Raw genomic sequence first — 22,867 nt, 5'->3', positions numbered from 1 at the left:
GGTACTATTTTAAGGTTTTTCATAATATATCATTTTTTGTAAAGATCTAAGATATCATGAGAAATGTATATAATACAATCTGTTTTATTAAATTAAGTATAAAATCTTGGCAGATCTTAACAGAATAGTGGTTTAAAATTAACGATTAAAAGCTCTGCGCTAATCCAGGTATTTTTAGGAGTAGGGGTGAAATAAAGTCAAAAAAAAAGCCCAATCTTAAAAGATTGAGCTTTTATCTATTAGAAGATTTCTAACTATTTGTTATCATCAGTTGCTTCATCAACAGCGTCTCCCATTGCTTCACCAGCTTCTTTAGTTTCATTAATAGCATTGTCTATTGCTTCTCCAGTAGCTTCAAAGCCATCTTCTACAGCTTCTTCAGTGTCTTCAGCAGCGTCTTCAATAGCGTCACCTGCATTTTCGATAGTGTTTTCAGCATCGGTTTTCTCTTCTTCTCTACAAGATGTAAATGAAGCGCCTAAAGCTAATAATAAAGCAGCGCTTAATAATAATTTTTTCATTGATTTAGTTTTTTAATTTAATGTAAATCTACAATTTTAACAATTAATAATTATGTATTTTTTAACAAAAATTAACACAAAAATATTAATGCGTAGATGGTATGTTGTATTTACGTATATAAGCTAGTATTTGGACTACGGCACCGCGATTATTTTTAATGAAGTTTAAATTATTTTGCCCGTAGCTCGCTCTCACTGCCCTATCATTAATAAATAAATGGAGCGCTTTATTTAATTCTTGCTGGTTAGAAATAGAAATAAGGCCTTTATGAGATAGCATTTGGTGGGCTTCGGGGAAAGAATCAAAACGATTACCTATAATTATGGGGGTTCCAAAAACTGCCGGTTCTAAAATATTGTGTAATCCGGTTGTGCCTAAAGCACCTCCAACGTAAGCAATATCAGCGTAACTATATACTTTAGTCAGTAAACCTATGGTGTCTAAAACAAGAACACTAAATGTAGACAGGACTTGGTTTTCTTTTTCAGAAAATAAAATAGTCGGTTTATTTATTTGTCGTTTTATAGTAACTATTTGGCTCTCTTTAATAGTATGGGGCGCAATAATAAACTTAATATCCTTTGGAGCTTCGGTATTAATATAATTAATTAGTAAAGCTTCATCTTCTGGCCAAGAACTTCCAATAACCACGCAAAGTTCGTTCTGTTTAAACTCTTCGATAAAATCTAACTGATTATTTTGAGAGAGTTGGTCTGTTACACGGTCAAAACGTGTGTCGCCGGAAACGGTAACTGAAGTATAATTAATGCGTTTTAAAAGTTGTTTTGAAGTTTTGTTTTGAGTAAAAATATGGTCGAAGGTAAACAACGCTGCTTTGGTTTGCGTGCCATACCATTTAAAAAACGACTGGTTTTCTCTAAAAATAGCCGAAATCAGTAGGGCCTTTCCTCCCCGAGTTTTCAATGTATTTAAAATATTCGGCCAAATCTCGTATTTCACGAAAATGGTTATCTCAGGATGTACCACATCTAAAAAGCGTTTCGCATTACTCTTTGTGTCTAACGGTAAGTACACAACAACATCGGCAATAGGGCTGTTTTTTCTAATTTCATAACCCGAAGGTGAAAAAAACGAAAGTACTATTTTATGGTCGGGAAAATCGTTACGCAGCGCTTTAAACACCGGTAAACCCTGTTCGTATTCGCCTAGAGAAGCACAGTGAAACCACAACGTTTTGTCGCGAGAAGATAAAGCCGATTCTAATAAGCGAAACGTTTGTCGCCTGCCTACAACGCCTTGCTCAATTTTTTTATTGAAAGGGGCAATACACTTTAAAACAAAAGATAGTAAATATATAGAAATGGAATACAGTAAATTCAAGGTGAAAAACGTTTATGCTAAAATACATAATTCATTGTTTAACATTCAAGAATTTTGTAATTTCGTTACTTATGAAAAAAATACAAATGGTTGACCTTAAAGGTCAGTATAACGAGATAAAAGAAGTTGTAAATTCTTCTATAAACGAAGTTATAGAAACTACAACTTTTATAAATGGGCCCAAAGTGCACCAATTTCAAAAAAACTTAGAGGACTATTTAGGTGTAAAACACGTTATTCCTTGTGCAAACGGTACCGATGCGCTACAAATTGCAATGATGGGCTTAGGTCTAAAACCGGGTGATGAGGTTATTACTGCCGATTTTACTTTCGCTGCCACCGTAGAGGTTATTGCTTTATTAAACTTAACTCCTGTTTTAGTCGATGTCGATCCAGAGACCTTTAATATAGATATCGAAGCTGTAAAAAAAGCGATTACTCCCAACACAAAAGCCATTGTGCCAGTACATCTATTTGGTCAGTGTGCCAATATGGAGGCTTTAATGGAAATTGCAAAAGCACACAATTTGTATGTTATAGAAGATAATGCACAAGCTATTGGAGCAACGTATACTTTTAAAGACGGAACAAAAGCTAAAGCAGGAACTATAGGTCACGTGGCGTCTACTTCATTTTTTCCTTCAAAAAACCTTGGTGCTTACGGCGATGGTGGTGCAATTTTCACTAACGACGATAATCTAGCACATACCATTCGCGGTATTGTAAACCACGGTATGTACGAGCGTTATCACCACGACGTTGTTGGGGTAAATTCGAGATTAGATTCTATTCAGGCGGCCGTTTTAGATGCCAAATTACCGTATTTAGATAGATATAATAAGTCAAGACAACATTCGGCGAGACGCTATAGTCAAGCGTTTGAGCCTATCGATAATATCATTACACCAGTAACTATAAATAATTGCGAAGGTATCTGTGAAACTTGCGATTGCCATGTTTTCCATCAATATACTTTAAAAATAAAAGGAGTAGATAGAGATGCATTGGTGGCACACTTGCAAGCGAACAATATCCCGTGTGGTGTGTATTATCCAATTCCACTGCACAGGCAAAAGGCGTATGCAGACACGCGTTATAACGAAGCCGATTTTACCGTAACCAATCAATTAATAAAAGAAGTGATTTCGTTACCAATGCACACCGAGTTAGAGCCAGATCAAATTGACTTTATCACGAAAACACTAATCGATTTCGTTAAAATTAATTAGGGCAAGCCTTTAGTCGTAATTTATCAATTACAATTAAAGTCAGGTTTTCGGTAGTCGCTTTTTTTCTGGTTTCCAATAAAGTAAACCAGAAAAAAGAGCTCCGACAAAACCTCAATCCCTCTCGCAAAAGTCACAGTACAGCTTAAAAAGCACCATTCCAAATGAAAAAGATAGTAGTCACCGGGGGCCTAGGTTTTATAGGATCCCACACCGTAGTAGAACTTCAAAACTCAGGATTCGAAGTTATAATAATCGATAATTTATCTAATTCCACTATCTCTGTTTTAGACGGGATTGTTTCAATTACAGGTCAAATTCCAACTTTTTACAATACAGATTTAAAACAAAAGGCAGATGTAGAGGCTTTTTTTAAAGGTCACAATGATATCGCTGGAGTTATTCACTTCGCGGCAAGTAAAGCCGTTGGCGAAAGTGTAAACGAACCTCTTTTATATTACGAAAATAACATCAATACTTTGGTGTATATGTTACAAAATACAACTCAATTAGCCCACGCTCCATTTATTTTTAGCTCATCGTGCACGGTTTACGGAGAAGCAAAAGCTTTACCTATATCTGAAACGTCTCCAATACAACCCGCTTTATCACCCTATGGAAACACAAAACAAATAGGGGAGGAGATTATTAGCGATGTGTGTAAAGCAAATACTAATTTCAATGCTATTGCGCTTCGCTATTTTAACCCTATCGGATCCCACGAATCAGCAAAAATTGGTGAATTACCACTAGGTGTGCCGCAAAATTTAGTCCCATTTATTATGCAAACAGGTGCGGGTATACGCGAGCAATTGTCTGTGTTCGGTGATACTTACGCTACCCAAGACGGTACTTGCATTCGCGATTACATTCATGTCGTCGATTTAGCAAAAGCACACGTTATTGCTTTAAAACGGTTAATCGATGGTGAAAACACAACTAATTACGAAGTCTTCAATTTGGGAACAGGTCAAGGAAGTTCGGTTTTAGAGGTGATTAAATCTTTCGAGAGGGTATCCAATCAGTCCCTAAATTATAAGATTGTCGATAAACGCGAAGGCGATGTGGTGGCCGCTTATGCGAATACCACAAAGGCGAAAGACGTGTTAAAATGGACGGCACAATCGTCGTTAGACGACGCTATGCGCTCCGCTTGGAAATGGCAACAGCAACTTAAATAAGACGTCTTGTAATTCGTAAATTACAACGTATTCGGTACATCATATTAATAGTTATAGTGCTCTAATTTTACGATATTCCTATTAATTTGGTGATTTGCAACGAATTACACCTTTATTCTTTGTGTTTGTCATAAATTTTTGTTACTTTGTGGCTTAATGCGATAGAATTATGAGACTGATACAGATCAAGAGAACAACAAAATTAGAAAACCGATTCGCCCCAAAAATGGGCCGCGTCCAAGCCAAAGTAACGTACATAAAAACTATATTTCTAGGGATTATTCCGTTAAAAACGTTACACAAATACAGAGAAACGTATTACGGTAAAGTGAAAGATTGCCAAGAATGTAACTTAGCGAAATAAATATCAAACAATTATAAAAAAAGCTTCAGTTTAATTAAACTGAAGCTTTTTTTTATGCTTTTTTCTTCTTAAGATTCGAGAGTAGAAGCAGTCCCATTCCAACCATTACAGAGACATCTGCAAAGTTGAAAATTCCGGTTCTAAAAACGCCACCTAAATCTATATGTAAAAAATCGGTTACCGATCCATAGAGAATTCTGTCGTAAATATTTGCCATTCCGCCGCCAATTATAAACGAGAACCCCACCAACGATTTTCGATCTAAGGTTTTATCTCTAAAAATATGAAACAGTACTAATGCTAAAACTGCGACGGGTAAAACATTAAGTAATAAAATCTTAAGTGTCGGACTAAAATCACTTCCCATTCCTAAAAAGGCACCCGTGTTTTCAACATTATGTAATGTTAAATAATCGCCTAAAATTTCAGATTCACTTCCTGGCACAACGCTGTCTCTAATCCAAAATTTAGAAATTTGGTCTACAGCAATGTTCAAAATAATCAATCCTAAAATTAAAAATGTACGTGTAATGTTTTTCATATTAAGCTTCGCTACTACATATTGCCGAAGCCGTTTGTGCTTCTTTATTTATCTTTTTAACTAAACCTTGTAATACTTTCCCTGGGCCTACTTCTGTAAATAGTGAAGCGCCGTCCGTAATCATTTGTTGTACAGATTGCGTCCAACGCACAGGAGCTGTTAATTGCTTCATTAAATTGGCTTTAATTTCTGCTTCATTTATTACAGCACTTGCCGTTACGTTTTGGTAAATGGGGCACTTCGGTTTGTTGAACGTTGTGTTTTCTATGGCCGCAGCAAGTTCTTCACGAGCAGGCTCCATTAAAGGTGAATGAAACGCGCCACCAACAGGTAAAACTAATGCACGACGTGCGCCAGCTGCTTTTAACGCTTCGCAAGCGGTGTTGATGGCCTCAATTTCTCCAGAAATCACTAATTGTCCTGGGCAGTTATAATTTGCGGCTACCACGATACCTTCCGTTTTACCACAAATGTCTTCCACTAAAGCATCTTCTAAACCTAAAACAGCAGCCATCGTACTTGGTTGCAATTCGCACGCTTTTTGCATCGCTAAAGCTCGTTGAGAGACTAGTTTTAGTCCGGCCTCAAAGCTTAATACGCCATTTGCAACAAGAGCAGAAAATTCTCCTAGAGAATGCCCTGCAACCATATCTGGTTTAAAAGCATCACCTAAAGTTTTTGCAAGAATTACCGAATGTAAGAAAATAGCAGGTTGTGTTACTTTTGTTTCTTTTAAAGCATCTGCGGAACCTTTAAACATAATGTCGGTAATTGCAAAACCTAAAAGGCTATTTGCTTTGTTAAATAACTCTTGTGCTAGCGGAGAGTTTTCGTATAAGTCTAAACCCATTCCTGAGAATTGCGCTCCTTGACCAGGAAATATATATGCGTTCATTTCGTTTCGTTTTTTATGCTGCAAAAATAAGAATAATATTTAATAGTATTAAGTTTGTATGTTGCAGTCTGTTCTTAGTATTTATAAACCAACAATAGCGGCTTCAGCACAGCGTTCGCCATCCATTGCGGCACTTACAATGCCACCGGCGTAACCGCCTCCTTCACCGCAAGGATATAAGTTTTTAATTTGAGTATGTTCTAAAGTATCGGTTCTAGGGATGCTTACTGGTGATGAGGTTCTAGATTCGACACCAATAACATTGGCTTCTTCGGTATAGTAGCCTTTCATTTTTTGTCCGAAAGATTCAAATCCTTTACGCAATCTACTTCCTATTAGTTTGGGTAATAAAGAGTGTAAAGGTGCGGACTGTAACCCAGGTTGATACGAGGTTTCATTTAAGGTTGCCGATAAATTACCTTCTACGAAATCTGTTAAGCGTTGCGCCGGTGCTGCTTGAGATCTTCCGCCTGCGGTAAACGCTAAACGTTCTAACTCTTTTTGAAATTCTAAGCCTTTTAAAGCTCCAAATTTCTCATATTTACGTAAATCATTATCAGCATTAATTTCAACAACAATACCGGAATTCGCGAATTTATTATTTCGCTTAGATGGCGACATTCCGTTTACAACCACCTCGCCATTAGCCGTTGCTGCAGGTACAATAAATCCGCCAGGGCACATACAAAACGAGTACACACCGCGATCGTTAACTTGTTGCACTAAACTGTAAGCAGCCGGCGGTAATAATTCGTGACGCTCTCCAGAACAGTGGTATTGAATACTGTCTATAATATGTTGTGGATGCTCTACACGAACGCCCATTGCAAACGATTTTGAATCGATAGCAATATGCTTTTTATTTAAAAGATAGAAAATATCGCGGGCCGAATGACCCGTCGCTAAAATAACACGATCGGTTATTACTTCATCACCGTTTTTAAGTTGAAGGGCTTCAATTTTATTGTTTTTGATACTAAAATCTACTACTCGCGTTTCAAAATGAACTTCACCACCATATTTGATGATGTTTTCACGTATATTTTGAATAATTTTAGGGAGTTTATTGGTTCCTATATGCGGATGTGCATCTGCTAAAATCTGTTCGTTAGCACCGTGATACACCAAGTTTTCAAAAATACGGCGCACATCGCCACGTTTTAAACTTCTAGTATATAATTTACCGTCGCTGTAGGTTCCTGCACCACCTTCGCCAAAACAGTAATTGGAATCTTCGTTTACAAAATGATCCTGATTAATCGCTTTTAAATCGCGACGTCTATCTTTTACATTTTTGCCGCGTTCTAAAACAATAGGTTTATAACCTAATTCTATACAACGCAGCGCAGCGTACATTCCTGCGGGGCCGAAGCCAATAATATGAATCGCTTTTGCTTTAGAAACGTCTTGGTAATGAAAGTCGTATTCCGAAGTTTTAGGTAGCGGTTCTTTAATGTAAACAGCGATTTTATAATTGAATATTATTTTAGGTTTTCTTGCATCAATAGACTTTCGTAATACTTTTACGCCCGTTATATCTTGCTTGGGAATGTTTAAATATTGCGCCGCTTTAAGCAGTAATATATCGTTTTTTTCTTCGTCCTTTAGAGAAATACGAAGTTGGATCTCTTGCATCATACTGCGAAATTAATTAAAATTGGCTGACTTATTTTCTAAAATCGCAATTTTATTACCGATTGTAGTTACCGTTTAATATACGTTAAGAAAGTGAAATCGTGATTGTTATTGCTATCTTTTCCGTGAAAAATATGATGTGTTTCTTTCCAAGCGGTCGTATCAATTTCAGGAAAAAAGGTATCGGCATCAAAGGTGTCGTGTACACGCGTAATCTCGATAGTATTTACATACGGCAGGGCTTGCTTGTAAATTTCGCCACCGCCAATTATAAAAGGTTGGTTATCGTTTTTACTTATTTCGATTGCTTTTTCGATAGAATTTACAACAATAACGCCTACGGGTACTGGGTAATTGTCTTGTCTTGTTACAATAACATGGGTTCTATTAGGAAGTGGCTTCGGGAAACTTTCGAAGGTTTTGCGCCCCATAATAATATGATGACCCGAAGTAAGCGATTTGAAACGTTTTAAGTCATCGCTTAAATGCCAAATTAAACCGTTGTCTTTTCCAATGGCATTGTTTTCTGAAGCAGCCACAATAATGGTAAGATTGTTAGTCTTATTATTTGGAGAGAGGGCTGTATTCGATGGCGCTATCTTAACTTGTTGTGGTGCCTTCTTTGCAACCTGATGTTTTAGTTTTTCGATACGCAATTTCTGCTCTCCTACTAATTTATCTAATTGCGCTTTTTCCCACGCGTCACCCATAAATTTATGCGTCACAAAAACATTGAATACGTGATACAGAAAAAAGAATAACCAAATAAATATGGCAAATACAAACCAATCGATATTAAAAAACTTTACGGCGTCACCAATACCTAAAACCGTATTTGCTAAAACTAAAAATACAGCACCAATTAAAAAAACAACAAAGTGAATGTATAATCTTTTTTTTTGCTTTACGCGACGTTGCGCATTTTCTATAAGTTCTAATTGATCTCTATCAATTTGAGATTTTTGTGTTTTCTTTCCAAACATAAGTATAGTGCTAATTAATAGAGTAAAGTTACTATTTTAAAAAGAGAAATCTATTACCTGAATAATTAAAATTAAATGGCTACTTTTCCTTTAATATGTGGATGGGGGTCGTAATTTTCTAAGGTAAAATCTTCAAACGTAAAAGCAAATATATCTTTAACCTCTGGATTTATTTTCATTTTCGGTAGATCTTTAGGTGCGCGAGATAATTGCAACTCTAATTGCTCTTTATGATTATTGTAAATATGCGCGTCTCCGAATGTATGTATAAAATCACCCGGTTCGTAACCACAAACCTGAGCCATCATCATAGTAAATAGGGCATAAGAGCCAATATTAAAAGGCACGCCTAAAAAAATATCGGCACTACGTTGGTACAATTGGCAAGACAATTTACCGTCGGCAACATAAAACTGAAAGAACGTGTGGCACGGTGGTAATGCTGCTTTTCCGTTGGCTACATTCTCGCTAAACGATTTAGAGGCGTCTGGTAACACTGAAGGATTCCAAGCAGAGACTAACATTCGTCTACTATTTGGGTTGCTTTTAAGCTCCAGAATAACATCTGCGATTTGATCGATCTCGTCGTTATTCCAGTTTCTCCATTGGTGTCCGTAAACCGGACCTAAATCGCCATTTTCGTCTGCCCATTCATTCCAAATACGAACGCCGTTATCATTTAAATACTTAATATTTGTATCGCCTTTTAAAAACCATAGAAGCTCGTAGATAATAGATTTTAGGTGGAGTTTCTTGGTGGTAACCATCGGGAAGCCTTCGCTCAAATCAAAACGCATTTGGTAACCAAAGACACTTTTGGTGCCTGTTCCTGTGCGGTCTCCTTTGTCGTTTCCGTTTTCTAATACGTGGTTTACTAAGTCGTGATATTGTTTCATATTAATAGTGTTCGAAAGCGATAATTGCGTTTCTAATTGTCCTTTGATTGGTATCAAAAGTAAAAAAAAGTTTCTAATTAGATTTTGATTGACGCTTTCTTTATAATAAGATTTATTTCTTTTAATGCCGTTTATTACCCAATAATCATGCCTGCAATAGTTGCTGAAATTAATGAAGCGATGGTCCCTCCAAGTAAGGCTTTCATACCAAACTTTGACAATGTTTTGCGTTGTCCAGGAGCTAAAGATCCTATGCCTCCGATCTGAATACCAATAGAAGCAAAGTTGGCAAAACCACAAAGCATATACGTGGCCATAATAATAGATTTTTCGAATTTTAAGTGCGTAACATTAGCGACGTTTTTTAATTCGGCTAATTGAATATAACCAATAAACTCGCTGGCCGCCAATTTAATACCTAAAAGCTGTCCCATAAGTGCCATATCTTCTCGAGCAACCCCCATTAACCACATTAAAGGAGCGAAAACATATCCTAAAATTAATTCTAAAGAAACTTTAGGGTACGGCGTGTTATTTTCCACCCAATTATTCAACGTTGTAACTTCTCCAGCCCAACCTAAAATACCGTTTAACATCGCTATAAAGGCCACGAAAACTAACAACATTGCACCGACGTTTACGGCTAGTTTTAAACCTTCAGTTGTACCATTGGCAATGGCATCTAAGATATTAGAGCCTATTTTATCTTGCGATACATTAACGTCTTTATCAATAACTTCAGTTTGCGGGTAAAGAATTTTTGAAATGACAATAGCGCCAGGTGCCGCCATTACGGAGGCTGCCAAAAGGTGTTTTGCATAAAACAAACGCAGAGCTTCATCTTCACCTCCTAAAAAACCAATATAAGCCGCTAATACAGCTCCGGCAACGGTAGCCATACCTCCAATCATTACTAAAAGGATTTCAGACTTATTCATTTTTTCTAGATAGGCTTTAATAAGGAGTGGAGCTTCAGTCTGTCCTAAGAAAATATTTCCGGCAACACTTAAACTTTCAGCGCCAGAAATTTTAAGTACTTTGGATAGCGCCCACGCCATTCCTTTTACTACTTTTTGAATAATTCCTAAATAGTAAAGAAGTGAGGTTAATGCCGAAAAGAATATTATAGTTGGTAGTACTTGGAAGGCGAATATAAAGCCGAAAGTATCCATATCCATTACTAAACCATCGAATAGAAACTTACTCCCTGCACGTGTAAAATCTAGCACACTAATAAACAGGCTGCCAATAAATTCGAAAATACTTTTTACAAATGGTACTTTTAAGACACCTACCGCAATAATAAGCTGAAAAAGGAGTCCTATACCCACAATTTTCCAATCGATTGCTTTACGGTTATTACTAAATAAGAAAGCAATAAAAATTAATGATACCATTCCTAACAGACCACGCCACAAGCTAGTAATAGTGATACCTTGGCTGCTAACAATGCCTTCTTTATCTCCCGTTTCTGCTAAAGCAGTCATTGCTTTTTTTAAAGTAATTGGCGTTTTAAAGCTATAGGTAATGTCTTTTTCTTTAAAGACTAAAGTAGAGTCTGTAAGTTTTGAGATTTTATACTTCTGTATAGAATCTGAGGGTTTGTTAAAGTAAAAAACAAGTAAATTATGTTGATAGATATAATCACCGGTAGCGTTTACGTTGCTGTCTATAATAGAGAATTCAAATTCGCCATTATTAAGAGTAAGTTTATCGGTATCTGAAACTGAAATAACATCTTCGCCGGCTTGGTTTTGTAGGGATTGTATTTCCCACGTTTTATTGATGTCTTGCGCTACTAAAGTATTGAGCCCAAAAAACATAGCTATTAAAGCTAAAAAAAAGTATTTCATAATAAAGTCTTATCGTTTAGAAATCTCGTCTCTTAGTTTAGCGGCTTTTTCATAATCTTCATTATTAACTGCTTCGGTTAACAGGTTTTGCAAATCTCCTAGGGAATATGATTTGTAATCGTCCTCTGTCGTTGCAGAGATATCTATATCTTCGTTTAAAACACCGTCAATAAGAATACTGTCCTCGTCATGCTCTTCTTCGTCTAAGTCGACTTTTAAGAAGATTCCAGCTTTATCTAGAATATTTTTATAAGTAAAAATAGGCGCTTTAAAACGTAAGGCCAAGGCGATAGCATCGCTCGTTCGGGTGTCTATAATTTCCTCTATTTTATCGCGTTCGCATACTAAACTAGAGTAAAAAACGCCATCCACGAGTTTATGAATTATGACTTGTTTTATAACAATATCAAAACGGTCTGCAAAGTTTTTAAAGAGATCGTGAGTAAGTGGTCTTGGGGGGGTTATTTCTTTTTCTAAAGCGATAGCGATAGATTGTGCTTCGAAAGCGCCAATAACTATGGGAAGTTTTCTGTCTCCATCGACTTCGTTTAGTATAAGGGCGTAAGCGCCATTTTGGGTTTGGCTATAAGATATTCCTTTTATATTTAGTCGAACTAAACTCATAATTTTATAAAAAACAAAGAACTGTTTAAATTGGGAGAATACCAACTCCAAAACTTATAATTGTAAATTTTAGTGTTGATTTTTCATATTACAGAAATCTATAATTTGAAAACTCTAATTTAAACAGTTCTTATTTAAGAACTTAAATTTCAATAATTTAAGCGTTTGCGGCTTTAAAAGCTTTTAATTTTTCTATTAGTGCGGGTACGACTTCAAAAGCATCACCAACAACACCATAATCTGCGGCCTTAAAGAAAGGAGCTTCTGGGTCTGTGTTTATAACTACTTTTACTTTAGAGGCATTTATACCAGCTAAATGCTGGATGGCTCCAGAAATACCTATGGCAATGTATAAGTTTGCCGCTACAGGTTTTCCTGTTTGCCCTACGTGTTCACCGTGTGGTCTCCATCCCAAATCACTTACAGGCTTAGAACATGCTGTTGCTGCTCCTAAAACGTCTGCTAATTCTTCAATCATTCCCCAGTTTTCAGGACCTTTTAAACCACGACCTGCAGAGACTACAATCTCAGCATCGGCAATAGTTACTTTATCTGTTACTTTATCCACTGACTCTACTGTTACTCCAGAAGCAGGAATTGAAGGAGAAAAGTCTTCGGTAGTTGCGCTTCCGGTGTTTTCTACTAAACCATAAGAATTGTTAGAAACCCCTACTACTTTTACAGCAGTATCTATGGTTGTAATATTGAATGCTTTGTTTGTAAAAGCGGTACGTTTTACAGTAAATGGAGATGTGCTAGAAGGTACTTCGACAACGTTAGATGCGTAACCAGCATCTAAATTTACAGCCAATAGTGGTGCTAAATATTTACTGTCTGCGCTAGAGCTTACCACAACAACCTTAGAACTTTCATTCTCTGCTGCTTGCTTTAAAACTGACGCGTAAGATTTTGCATTGAATTTTTTTAAATCGGTATTAGACACTTTTAATACTTTGTCTACACCATATTTTCCTAATTCTGAAACATCGTCTGCATTTACTGCAACCGCTGTTACTGTAGTCCCTAATTGGTCGGCTACAGCTTTCGCATAAGAAGCAACCTCGAAAGCTGTTTTCTTAAATTTTCCGTTTTCTGATTCTGTATATACTAAAATTGACATATTTTAATTTTTCTTGTCGCAATACTACTAAGTACTATTGCGAGGTGTTTATAATGAATTGCTCACCGTGTTCTCTCGTTGTAAACGAAAAAACAGGATTAAATAACTTTAGCTTCGTTATGAAGTAAGTTTACTAATTCGTCTAAATTATTGGCATCTACTAAAGTTACCGCTCCTTTTGATACAGGCTTTTCAAATTTAACAGAAGACGTTTCTGTTTCTGCCGATGTTGCTTCAACCACATTTAACGGTTTTTTACGCGCCATCATAATACCTCTCATATTAGGAATACGTAAATCACTTTCTTCAACTAATCCTTTTTGTCCACCAATGACTAAGGGTAAAGCGGTTGAAACCGTTTCTTTTCCACCATCGATTTCTCTAATCGCTGTTGCGCTGGTACCATCAACTTCTAAGTTAATACAATTGGTAACAAAGTTAGCATCGGTTAACTCAGCTAACATTCCTGGCACCATTGCACCGTTATAATCGATAGACTCACGGCCCGCAATAACTAAATCGTAACCGCCATCTTTTACTACTTTAGCTAATTCTTTCGCGACTTGGTAACCGTCTACTGCAGGTGTGTTTACACGAATTGCAGAATCGGCACCTATAGCTAATGCTTTACGTAATGTTGGTTCTGTTTCTGGGCCACCCACATTAACGACATCTACACTGGCCCCTTGTTTTTCCTTAAACCACATAGCACGTGTCAATCCAAACTCATCATTTGGGTTAATTACAAATTGTACACCGCTGGTGTCGAATTTAGAATCACCATCTGTGAAATTAATTTTTGAGGTGGTGTCTGGAACATGGCTAATACACACTAAAATTTTCATTCTCTTGTTTTATTTATAAATTGATACAATGACAAATCAAAAGATACTTAAATTCTCTTAATTAGCTTTCTTGTATTTAATATTCTTTTATTTTACGAAGTTAATTATTTTATTTTACATTTTTATTATGCGTGCATAACAAATTTTAAATAATTACAGGAAAATAATAGAGTTAAAATTTTTATTTACCACCCAAAAGAATATGTCCGGAAAGAGTAGCGCTTGTTTTTTCCTCGTAGAAACTAGTTGAGCTGTTGTTTTCAAGAATAGTTTTATGGTTTAGATTCAATATGTTATTTCCAGTTGCATATATTTCCCATTTCTATTTTTCTTTAGTAAACCTTAATTTCGGACTTATAACATATAGCTTTCTAGTTGAGTTAGTGCCGTTGTAAAAGGTTAAACTAGAGTTTAAATACCAAAATAGACTCTTTGAAATTTTACCATTTGTATTTAAATAAGGCTGTGTAATACGAAGGTAAGTTCTGCTATTTTGATCGGTGTAGTTGTCTTTTGAATATTTAAGGCCTAAATCAAAATGGAAAACAGCTTTCTTAAATTGGCTTTTCACTTTTAAAATACTAGATATGTTTTCATTCTTGAAATGGTACAGATTATTATCTTGAAAATGTTCTTTTTTGTTAGTGTTATAAGATAAAGTACCAGAAAAAGATAATGGTAGTTTTTTAAGTTTTTTTCTAAAAAAATAAACGTATTAAACATATTATCTTGACGAATTATTTTATTTGTAGAGATAATATGTTTTCTGTGTTTATTATATTATTACCAATAGACTTATTTTTACTAGTGTAGGAAGCATTAAAAATATATGAAAACTCTAATTTGGGTTTAAAAATGAAATGACTCGCACTAATTTGATGATACGGCAAGAGAGTTGTAATTGTAAAATCGTTATTTACAAGTAAGTTTCGATAATCTTTAATAATAAATCCATCATTTAAATGGTCTATATTGGGTGTTTGGCTTGAAAATTTATAAGATAGTTGTGCTATATTATTGGTGTTAAATACAGATTTAATAGACGAGTTAAATTCTAAGTAATTAATGTTGTTATTTATAGTATTATACGTCTTTGCTGTATAATTGTAATTTGCCCCTATGATATAATTTATTGTTTTTGAGATTTTAAAGGTTGCATCAATACCATTTTTAGCTAATAATTGGTCTAATGATATCCTGTTGTAAAAGCTAGAAAGATTATTAGTGTTTGATGTTAACTTATCCCTTGTAAAAGATGTATTATTGTATAAATCTATAGAAACCTTATTATAGTTTAAAGTGTAGGATAAATGAAAGTTTGTCTCTTGTAAAGACTTATCTATTGATTGATTAGCGACAAATTCGTCGTTAAAATTAATATTTATAAAGGCGTTGTTAGAATAAATGTTTTTTATGCTTTTACTGTCAAGATAGTTAAAAGATAAGCTAGAAGTAAATGTATTTGAGTTTATGTTTTTACTATAATTTATCTCCGAGTTAAAATTAATTTTTTTTGGGTTTATTTGTTTCTTTTGTATTGATATATTTTTCGTTAGTTAGGTTTTCTATGTCTTTGTCTTGGGTAGTGTTATCAATATTTATATAATTATTTAGAGTTAATACGCTGTTTTTATAAGGTTTGTAAATAGATTTCAATTGTAAAACGCCAAAATAATTTTTCTCTATAATTTTGTTGTTTTCATTAATCTCGTCTAAATTTTGTGGCGATTTAAAAAGTAGTTCTCTGCTATAGTTTTCTTCTTGTTCTGCAGTGTTGAAAATTCCATAAAAGTCTAGTTTTATTTTATCAGAAAGGTTTGCTATACTACTTATTGTTACAAAATTATTACTTTTTGCAGCAACATTATTTTTAGAATTTAAAAAACGGGGTAAATCTTCTAATTTAGAAAACGTAACTTTACTCTCATTATTTAAGTTGCTTCTAACATCTGTATCTGTAAGCGCATAATAATCTTGTATGCTCATAGTAGATTCTCCTAAGTTATTAGAACTAGGTATTAATGAGAATTTCACTCTTTTGTTGAAATTAAAAAGCGAAGCATTCACTTTATATTTATCTTTAAAGCCTAAATGTGTTTCAAAATTACCTGTAAATTTATTTTTAAATTCTTCTTTAATATTAATGTTTAATGCAGTAATTTCGGTTTTATCGTTTGTGCTAATAGACTCAAAATCTTTATAATTTCTTATTAGTTCTGCATTTTCACCATTTCAGAATTTATATTTTCTGTAGCAAGTTGGTGTTGTTTTTTGTATAAATTTTCACCATCAACTAGCAGTCTGTCAATTTCTTTTCCATTATCAGTGATTTTTCCATTTTCGTTAATGTCTAATCCAGGTAATCTCGTTATTACATCTTTTAAACTTTCTTCTGTACCGTTTAAAAACTTTTCAATTTTGTATTGTGTAACATCCCCTTTTTGAACAACACCATTGTTTTCTGCGTTTATTATTACCTCTTCTAAAGCCGTGCTATTTTCTATTAATGTAATATTGTTAAGTGGTAAGGTTGTGTCTTTTAGTTCTATGTTTTTTATAATGGTTTAAAAAACCAAAGCACTAATTTTTAAAGTATAATTACCTGTTTGTGTTTGTAGGTTAAAATACCCTTTGGCGTTAGAGGTTGTGAAGGTTGCAATTTCATCAGTATCTGTCTTTTTAAGAATAATATTTGCACCATCAATGGGGGTGTTGTTAGTATCTTTTATACTACCGTCAATGTTAGTTTGACTAATAAGTAAAGCAGGTACAAATAAAAAAAAGCAGTAAAGCTGCTTTTTTAAATTAGTAATATTAATTAAAGATCTTATCATTAATTTCCTCGCATTGCATTAAGTTGATACTCATTAATGCTTAATATCTTGCTTTCATTTTTAGGCTCTTCAATAGTTGAGGTTGAATCTTTTATGAATTTTAGTTTTTCAAACCTTGTAACACTCATATCTCCAATTTCAATTTGTAAGATTAGTCCTGGTAAACCAGTAAAATCCATTGGGCCACTATTTATAGGTATATCTTCTGTATACCAAGCAGTAATGTATTGTTTTCTGCCAAATAAAATTCTTTCTGTTGTTGCTTTTTTACAAGAGTATCCAATTATGGTTTCAGTTTCGTTCTGTAAGTTCCAGTCATAAACTGGAATAGCGTCTTTTATGCTAACATTTTTAGCGTTCATTGAAAATTCTAATCTATAGACATCTGTTTCTGTGTTCTTGTAATACGATGTTTTAGAAGGACGGTTTACCACTTGAACCGTTTCTTGGGTTAGCCCTTTTACTTCAGAGTGTTCAACAATAGTAGTGTCTATAGACGTTTTTTCTTCAGATATTAACTCTTGTAGAGAGACTTGATTAGAGTAAATATAACTATATATAAACGGTTTTTTTGCTTTTTTACTCAATTCTGTTTCGTCGCTCACACTTTTTTTTGCATTAAATGAAACAATTCCTTTTAAAGTTTGAGAGTAACTAAAAGACGATATAAAAAGTGTTATTAGAAGTATTTTTTTCATTTTATATTTTTTAATAACTTAAGAGTAAATGGCTCTTGAGTTATGTGATTGGTTTTAAGTTTACAAAGAGATTTCTGTGCAAGCATAATAAGTAGTTACTGTTGTAGAACCATCCATAGGGTTCGTAGTAGTTTCGCTATAATAGGCTACACACCAATATAATTTTGCGCTCTCCATTGTCTAACGCGATATTTAAGTAACTTTTAAATCATTAGTGTTCGCGAAATTCATAAAAGATATACTAACAATAGCAATAACATTTAAAATAATTTGGGTTTATATTAGTGCTTGCTAAAAAAAACAAAAAAACTAATTACCCAAATTTATTAGCTTTTATTTTATATAATATAAATTTTAAATAATTCTTTCCGTAATAGTTTCGTTTTATTGCTATTTTTGCTTTTCAATAAAATGTTATAAATGAAAACAATTCAATTTAGAGAAGCTATTTGCGAAGCGATGAGTGAAGAAATGCGCAGAGATGAGAGCGTTTACTTAATGGGCGAGGAAGTAGCAGAATATAATGGTGCCTATAAAGCATCTAAGGGAATGCTAGACGAATTTGGAGCAAAGCGTGTTATCGATACTCCCATTTCAGAATTAGGTTTTGCTGGTATCGCTATTGGGTCGACTATGACAGGAAATAGACCGATAGTAGAATACATGACCTTTAACTTCTCTCTGGTAGGTATTGACCAAATTATAAATAACGCAGCAAAAATTAGACAAATGTCTGGTGGGCAATTTAATTGTCCTATTGTTTTTCGTGGGCCTACAGCTTCGGCTGGTCAATTAGGAGCGACACACTCGCAAGCATTCGAAAGTTGGTTTGCAAATACGCCAGGATTAAAAGTGGTTGTACCATCAAATGCTTACGATGCCAAAGGACTTTTAAAATCGGCTATTCGCGATGACGATCCTGTAATTTTTATGGAAAGTGAGCAAATGTATGGTGATAAAAGCGACGTGCCAGAAGGAGAATATACAATTCCATTGGGTGTTGCTGAAATTAAAAGAGAAGGGACCGATGTTACCATTGTTTCTTTTGGAAAAATTATTAAAGAAGCTTACATTGCTGCTGAAGAATTACAAAAAGAAGGGATTTCTTGTGAAATTATCGATTTAAGAACAGTACGACCTTTAGATAAGAAAACAGTTTTAGAATCGGTTAAAAAAACGAATCGTTTAGTGATTTTAGAAGAAGCGTGGCCTTTTGGAAACGTCTCGACAGATTTAGCTTATAGTGTACAATCTGAAGCATTCGATTATTTAGATGCTCCAATTGTGAAAATTAATACAGCAGATACACCTGCTCCATATTCATCAGTTTTATTAGCCGAATGGTTACCAAACCACGAGGAAGTCATTAAAGCAGTGAAGAAGGTGATGTATAAATAATAGTGAAATAATAACGTTATGAAACTTCATTAGCCCTTTCGTTGATGAAGTTTTTGTGTTAAAACCTCTATATGAATTATAAATTAATAGTCTTTTTTTTTCTTTTAAGCAGTCTTTCTGTTTATTCGCAAATAAAAATTAGTGGTCACATTTATGACGAAGCCAATGAGCCCATTGCTTATGCCAATGTCTTTTTTCAAGGCACAAGTATTGGAACCATTTCCGATGAAAACGGTACCTTTTATTTAGAAGATTACAATGACCACGATACCGTAATCATATCTTTTGTGAGTTACGAAACGCAGACTATTCCTTTAACCCAAAAGGTAAACTATAATTTCGATATTGTTTTAAAAGAAGATGTAGCAGCGCTGCAAGAAGTGGTTATCATTTCTGGTAAGCAACCCAAAAAAAATAATCCAGCTATTGATATTTTAAGAAAAATATGGGCTAACAAACGGCAAAACGGCCTTAAGCAATACAAGCAGTATAAATACGATAAATACGAAAAAGTAGAATTCGACTTAAATACAATCGATAGTGCCACTATTAATAGTAAACTATTTAAAGGTATGGAGTTTGTTTTCGATCAAGTGGACACTTCCAAAGTAACGGGTAAAACGTATTTGCCAATGTTCATTAACGAGTCGTATAGCGAGGTGTATGGTGATAATGTTAGTAATGAGAAACGAAATGTTTTAAAAGGAAACAAGAATTCAGGGTTTAGTAATAATCAAATCATTATCGATTTTATAGACGATTTGTACTCCGAATTTGATATCTACGATAACTATCTAAAATTTTTCGATAAGAGTTTTACAAGTCCGTTATCGCGAACAGGAATTAATACGTATAACTATGCGTTGGCCGATAGTGCTTACATAGACAATAAATGGTGTTATAACATTATTTATTACCCAAGGCGTAAGAACGAACTGACTTTTAAAGGGGATTTCTGGGTAGCAGATACCACATTTGCTATAAAAGATATTAACTTACAAGCCTCAAAGAGTGCCAATATAAACTGGGTAAAAGAGATTTACATTGAACAAGAGTATGAGGTTTTAAACGACTCTGTGTTTCTTATAAAACGCGATTACTTTATGTCGGATTTTGCCTTTAATAAAAAGGAGAAATCGCAAGGCATCTACGGTAAGCGAACAACGCTTTATAATAATTACGAGTTCGATAAGAAAAAAGATCCAAAGTTTTATAAAGAGAAAGTGTATAGCTTTAATGAAGATTTATACAATCAAGATGAAGCCTTTTGGGACGAAAACCGAATGGAATCGCTAAGTAAAGATGAAAAAGGCGTGTACACGATGCTGGATTCTTTAAAGAAAACCAAAAAATTTAAGCGTTTATACAATATCGGAAGCATTTTGGCGTCCGGTTATATTGAGTTCGATGAATTAAATTTGGATTACGGTTCGGTGTTTTCAACTTTTGGTTATAATGAGGTTGAAGGTGTAAGATTACGAGCTGGCGGACGCACGTATTTCGGACAAAACGATTTATGGCGTGTCGAGGGGTTTACCGCGTATGGCTTTAAAGATAATAAGTTTAAGTACGGTATTTCTGGAAAATGGCTTATCGATAAAAAGAACAGGTTTATAATATCTGGAGGTAATCGACGTGATGTCGAGCAAATAGGAGCCAGCCTTACCACGTCTACCGATGTGCTGGGTCGCAGTTTGGCCTCATCATCTGTAATAGGAACAGGAGCCAATGATAAACTAACAAACGTAAACTTAACCACTATGGCTTTTGAAGCAGAACCGTTAAGAAATCTCGTTATGCGCGTAAGCGGTACATATAGAACTTTAGAGTCGGCATCGCCTACCTTTAGTTTAGATTATTATACTGATACGGCACAAACAATGACGAAATCGGAAATTAAACAATACGAAACGGCATTCTCGGTATCGTATTTTCCAAAACGGGAAATGACGGGTTTTGGCGTAGAACGTCGTGTTAAAAATTCAGATTTTCCACGATTATTTGCGCAGGTAACTCGTGGCGATAAAGGCGTTATCAATAGTGATTTCGATTATACAAAATTACAATTCTCCTATTTACAACCATGGGCGCTTGGTGCTTTTGGCCGCTTAACGACCACTATAGAAGTGGGTAAAACTTATGGCGATGTTCCTTTAGGTTTAATGAGTGTTGTGCCGGGTAACCAGACGTATTTCTCCATTTACAATTCATTTTCACAGCTTGATTATTACGAGTTTGTTACCGATGAATATGCGACGCTTCACGTTGAGCATAACTTTAACGGACGCCTATTTTCGAGAATACCGTTGCTAAAAAAATATAATTTAAGAGCTATTGTTGGCTTTAGAGGTGTTATTGGTGATATTTCAGAGGGCAATAGAGCGCTTAATGCGTCAGGATTAACGTATGTAGCACCAAATAAGGAGGCGTATTATGAATATAGCGTTGGTATTGGAAATATTTTTAAAATCTTTAGGTTAGATTTTAATTTTAGAGGTAATTATTTAAACGAAGATCTAAATCCAGAGGCGAGACCGTTTGGTGTTACCGGAAGTTTTGGCTTTTATTTCTAAGTGGAAGTCGCTAAGGGGGTCAGCTTAAATCAGAAAATTCAAATTTTAGAAACTAACAGTTGTCATTGTCAAAAAGAAATGATTACCCTGTTTTAGGAGCATATAATAACGAATAATAAATCGTTGATTAATCTATAAGCGGCTCTCAAATTGGTTTTGTAAGCGGTTTTCTTGTTTTGCAGTGAAAATGTAGAAATAAGTCTATAAATTTTTAAAAATCAAGAGCTCATAGCGTAAACAAAGTAACTATTTCTTGTTAAAACTTAAATGTTTGAGTATTTTTGCAGGCTGAAAACGCCACTTTAGCTTAAAAGTGGGGTAGAAAAAATTAAAAGTAATAAACAATAAAATATGAGCCCAAAAGGAAAATTAACGTTCGACGTTTTAATAGAAATACCAAAAGGAAGTAGAAATAAATACGAATACGATTTCGAATTAGGAAAAATTCGTTTCGACCGTATGTTGTACTCTTCAATGATGTATCCTGGAGATTATGGGTTTATTCCAGAAACTTTAGCCTTAGATGGAGATCCTTTAGATGTTTTAGTAATGGGTGCTGAGCCAACATTTCCAATGTGTGTAATGGAGGTAAAGCCAATAGGAGTATTCCATATGGCAGACGAAAAAGGACCAGACGAAAAAATAGTGTGTGTACCAGTAAGTGACCCAATCTGGAATAGCTACAACGATTTAGAAGATTTAAACCCGCATAGAATAAAAGAAATCACTCACTTTTTTCAAGTATATAAAGATTTAGAAAAGAAAATAGTAGACGTTGGTGGATGGGGAGACGCAAAAGAAGCTTACGCTATCCTTGACAAATGTGTAGATCGTTACGAAAACAGTGAACACAAAACGAACGGAGACTTTAAAATATAAAGACATAAAAACCCTTCAACATTAAAATTGAAGGGTTTTTTCTTTTAAATAATTATTAAGTAAGCCTCTAAAATTAACTTAATAATTTAATTTTGCCATTACAACTTTACTATATTTGTGCTGTGATACAACTAGGAACTTTTTTATTTATTAGCGGGGCAGAGATTGCGATTATTGCTTTAATAATCGTTATGGTTTTTGGTGCCGATAAAATACCCGAAATAGCCCGTGGTCTTGGCAAAACTATGCGTACTCTAAAAGACGCAACGAATGGTATTAAAAGTGAAATCTCTAAGAGTGCAGAGAACCATGGTATCGATACAAGTATTACCAAAGACATTAATTCTGAAATTACAAAAGTGAAGGACGAATTGGAAGAATTTACAGGATCGGTAAGACGAAAAATGTAATTTCTATGTCTAAAAGGGTGTTTTATCTATTTTTTATAAAATTTATTAA

21 protein-coding genes are annotated in these 22,867 nt (G+C 34.6%); 7 read left to right on the top strand and 14 right to left on the bottom strand.

Translation table 11 applies throughout. The features are described from left to right. Nucleotides 1–254: 254 nt before the first annotated feature. Together ES676_RS09460 and ES676_RS09455 are read right to left on the bottom strand one after the other, a co-directional pair. A complete protein-coding gene (locus tag ES676_RS09460) occupies nucleotides 255–521 on the bottom strand; it encodes a hypothetical protein (RefSeq protein WP_148370080.1) in 267 nt (88 codons plus the stop codon). Nucleotides 522–606: 85 nt separating this feature from the next. Beyond that, complete coding sequence (locus tag ES676_RS09455) at nucleotides 607–1,863, bottom strand: 3-deoxy-D-manno-octulosonic acid transferase (RefSeq protein ID WP_148370079.1); 1,257 nt, start codon at nucleotides 1,861–1,863, stop codon at nucleotides 607–609. A gap of 71 nt (nucleotides 1,864–1,934) precedes the next feature. Here ES676_RS09455 and ES676_RS09450 point away from each other — a divergent pair, with 71 nt between their 5' ends. From ES676_RS09450 to ES676_RS09440, 3 genes are all read left to right on the top strand, one after another. Next, the gene (locus ES676_RS09450) at nucleotides 1,935–3,092 is read left to right on the top strand and encodes a DegT/DnrJ/EryC1/StrS family aminotransferase (RefSeq protein WP_148370078.1); all 1,158 of its coding nucleotides are present in this window, start codon (nucleotides 1,935–1,937) and stop codon (nucleotides 3,090–3,092) included. A 161-nt stretch (nucleotides 3,093–3,253) separates the two neighbouring features. Beyond that, nucleotides 3,254–4,270 carry a UDP-glucose 4-epimerase GalE gene (gene galE / locus ES676_RS09445; RefSeq protein ID WP_148370077.1) on the top strand — a complete coding sequence of 339 codons (1,017 nt, stop codon included), beginning with the start codon at nucleotides 3,254–3,256 and terminating at the stop codon, nucleotides 4,268–4,270. A gap of 169 nt (nucleotides 4,271–4,439) precedes the next feature. Continuing rightward, nucleotides 4,440–4,634 carry a hypothetical protein gene (locus ES676_RS09440; protein WP_148370076.1) on the top strand — a complete coding sequence of 65 codons (195 nt, stop codon included), beginning with the start codon at nucleotides 4,440–4,442 and terminating at the stop codon, nucleotides 4,632–4,634. A 52-nt stretch (nucleotides 4,635–4,686) separates the two neighbouring features. Here the strand turns inward: ES676_RS09440 and lspA are convergent, their stop codons facing one another. The 12 genes from lspA to ES676_RS09380 form a co-directional block, all read right to left on the bottom strand. Further along, entirely contained in the window at nucleotides 4,687–5,175 is a 489-nt protein-coding gene (gene lspA / locus ES676_RS09435; RefSeq protein WP_148370075.1) for a signal peptidase II, read from the bottom strand. Between the two features lies 1 nt (nucleotide 5,176). Beyond that, nucleotides 5,177–6,070, bottom strand: coding sequence for an ACP S-malonyltransferase (gene fabD / locus ES676_RS09430; RefSeq protein WP_148370074.1), 894 nt, complete (start codon nucleotides 6,068–6,070; stop codon nucleotides 5,177–5,179). A gap of 81 nt (nucleotides 6,071–6,151) precedes the next feature. Next, nucleotides 6,152–7,708, bottom strand: a complete 1,557-nt coding sequence (locus tag ES676_RS09425) for an NAD(P)/FAD-dependent oxidoreductase (protein WP_148370073.1) — start codon at nucleotides 7,706–7,708, stop codon at nucleotides 6,152–6,154. A gap of 65 nt (nucleotides 7,709–7,773) precedes the next feature. Beyond that, complete coding sequence (locus ES676_RS09420; RefSeq protein WP_148370072.1) at nucleotides 7,774–8,688, bottom strand: dihydrofolate reductase; 915 nt, start codon at nucleotides 8,686–8,688, stop codon at nucleotides 7,774–7,776. Between the two features lie 71 nt (nucleotides 8,689–8,759). Next, a complete protein-coding gene (locus ES676_RS09415) occupies nucleotides 8,760–9,584 on the bottom strand; it encodes a thymidylate synthase (protein ID WP_148370110.1) in 825 nt (274 codons plus the stop codon). Nucleotides 9,585–9,718: 134 nt separating this feature from the next. Beyond that, complete coding sequence (locus ES676_RS09410; protein ID WP_148370071.1) at nucleotides 9,719–11,437, bottom strand: NupC/NupG family nucleoside CNT transporter; 1,719 nt, start codon at nucleotides 11,435–11,437, stop codon at nucleotides 9,719–9,721. 9 nt (nucleotides 11,438–11,446) lie between these two features. Then, a complete protein-coding gene (locus ES676_RS09405; RefSeq protein WP_148370070.1) occupies nucleotides 11,447–12,061 on the bottom strand; it encodes a bifunctional nuclease family protein in 615 nt (204 codons plus the stop codon). 157 nt (nucleotides 12,062–12,218) lie between these two features. Next, nucleotides 12,219–13,181, bottom strand: a complete 963-nt coding sequence (locus ES676_RS09400; RefSeq protein WP_148370069.1) for an electron transfer flavoprotein subunit alpha/FixB family protein — start codon at nucleotides 13,179–13,181, stop codon at nucleotides 12,219–12,221. A 98-nt stretch (nucleotides 13,182–13,279) separates the two neighbouring features. Further along, the gene (locus tag ES676_RS09395; RefSeq protein ID WP_148370068.1) at nucleotides 13,280–14,026 is read right to left on the bottom strand and encodes an electron transfer flavoprotein subunit beta/FixA family protein; all 747 of its coding nucleotides are present in this window, start codon (nucleotides 14,024–14,026) and stop codon (nucleotides 13,280–13,282) included. A gap of 1,503 nt (nucleotides 14,027–15,529) precedes the next feature. Continuing rightward, nucleotides 15,530–16,060: a hypothetical protein gene (locus ES676_RS09390; RefSeq protein ID WP_148370067.1), complete on the bottom strand. Its 531-nt coding sequence runs from the start codon at nucleotides 16,058–16,060 to the stop codon at nucleotides 15,530–15,532. 530 nt (nucleotides 16,061–16,590) lie between these two features. Further along, a complete protein-coding gene (locus tag ES676_RS09385) occupies nucleotides 16,591–16,860 on the bottom strand; it encodes a carboxypeptidase-like regulatory domain-containing protein (RefSeq protein ID WP_148370066.1) in 270 nt (89 codons plus the stop codon). Further along, the gene (locus ES676_RS09380; protein ID WP_148370065.1) at nucleotides 16,860–17,558 is read right to left on the bottom strand and encodes a GLPGLI family protein; all 699 of its coding nucleotides are present in this window, start codon (nucleotides 17,556–17,558) and stop codon (nucleotides 16,860–16,862) included. The genes ES676_RS09385 and ES676_RS09380 overlap by 1 nt, the downstream gene beginning before the upstream one ends. Nucleotides 17,559–17,978: 420 nt before the next feature. Here ES676_RS09380 and ES676_RS09375 point away from each other — a divergent pair, with 420 nt between their 5' ends. The 4 genes from ES676_RS09375 to tatA all read left to right on the top strand — a co-directional run bounded on the left by ES676_RS09375 (nucleotide 17,979) and on the right by tatA (nucleotide 22,818). Continuing rightward, the gene (locus ES676_RS09375; RefSeq protein WP_148370064.1) at nucleotides 17,979–18,956 is read left to right on the top strand and encodes a pyruvate dehydrogenase complex E1 component subunit beta; all 978 of its coding nucleotides are present in this window, start codon (nucleotides 17,979–17,981) and stop codon (nucleotides 18,954–18,956) included. Between the two features lie 71 nt (nucleotides 18,957–19,027). Beyond that, nucleotides 19,028–21,529: a DUF5686 and carboxypeptidase-like regulatory domain-containing protein gene (locus tag ES676_RS09370; RefSeq protein WP_148370063.1), complete on the top strand. Its 2,502-nt coding sequence runs from the start codon at nucleotides 19,028–19,030 to the stop codon at nucleotides 21,527–21,529. A gap of 351 nt (nucleotides 21,530–21,880) precedes the next feature. Next, nucleotides 21,881–22,408, top strand: coding sequence for an inorganic diphosphatase (locus tag ES676_RS09365; protein WP_148370062.1), 528 nt, complete (start codon nucleotides 21,881–21,883; stop codon nucleotides 22,406–22,408). 122 nt (nucleotides 22,409–22,530) lie between these two features. Beyond that, entirely contained in the window at nucleotides 22,531–22,818 is a 288-nt protein-coding gene (gene tatA, locus ES676_RS09360; RefSeq protein ID WP_148370061.1) for a twin-arginine translocase TatA/TatE family subunit, read from the top strand. Nucleotides 22,819–22,867: the final 49 nt, after the last annotated feature.

It is taken from the genome of Bizionia saleffrena, from assembly GCF_008086175.1.
Classification (GTDB): Bacteria; Bacteroidota; Bacteroidia; order Flavobacteriales; family Flavobacteriaceae; genus Bizionia; species Bizionia saleffrena.
The sequence above is the reverse complement of the archived record's forward strand: the minus strand, read 5'-3'. Positions and strand labels throughout refer to the sequence as shown.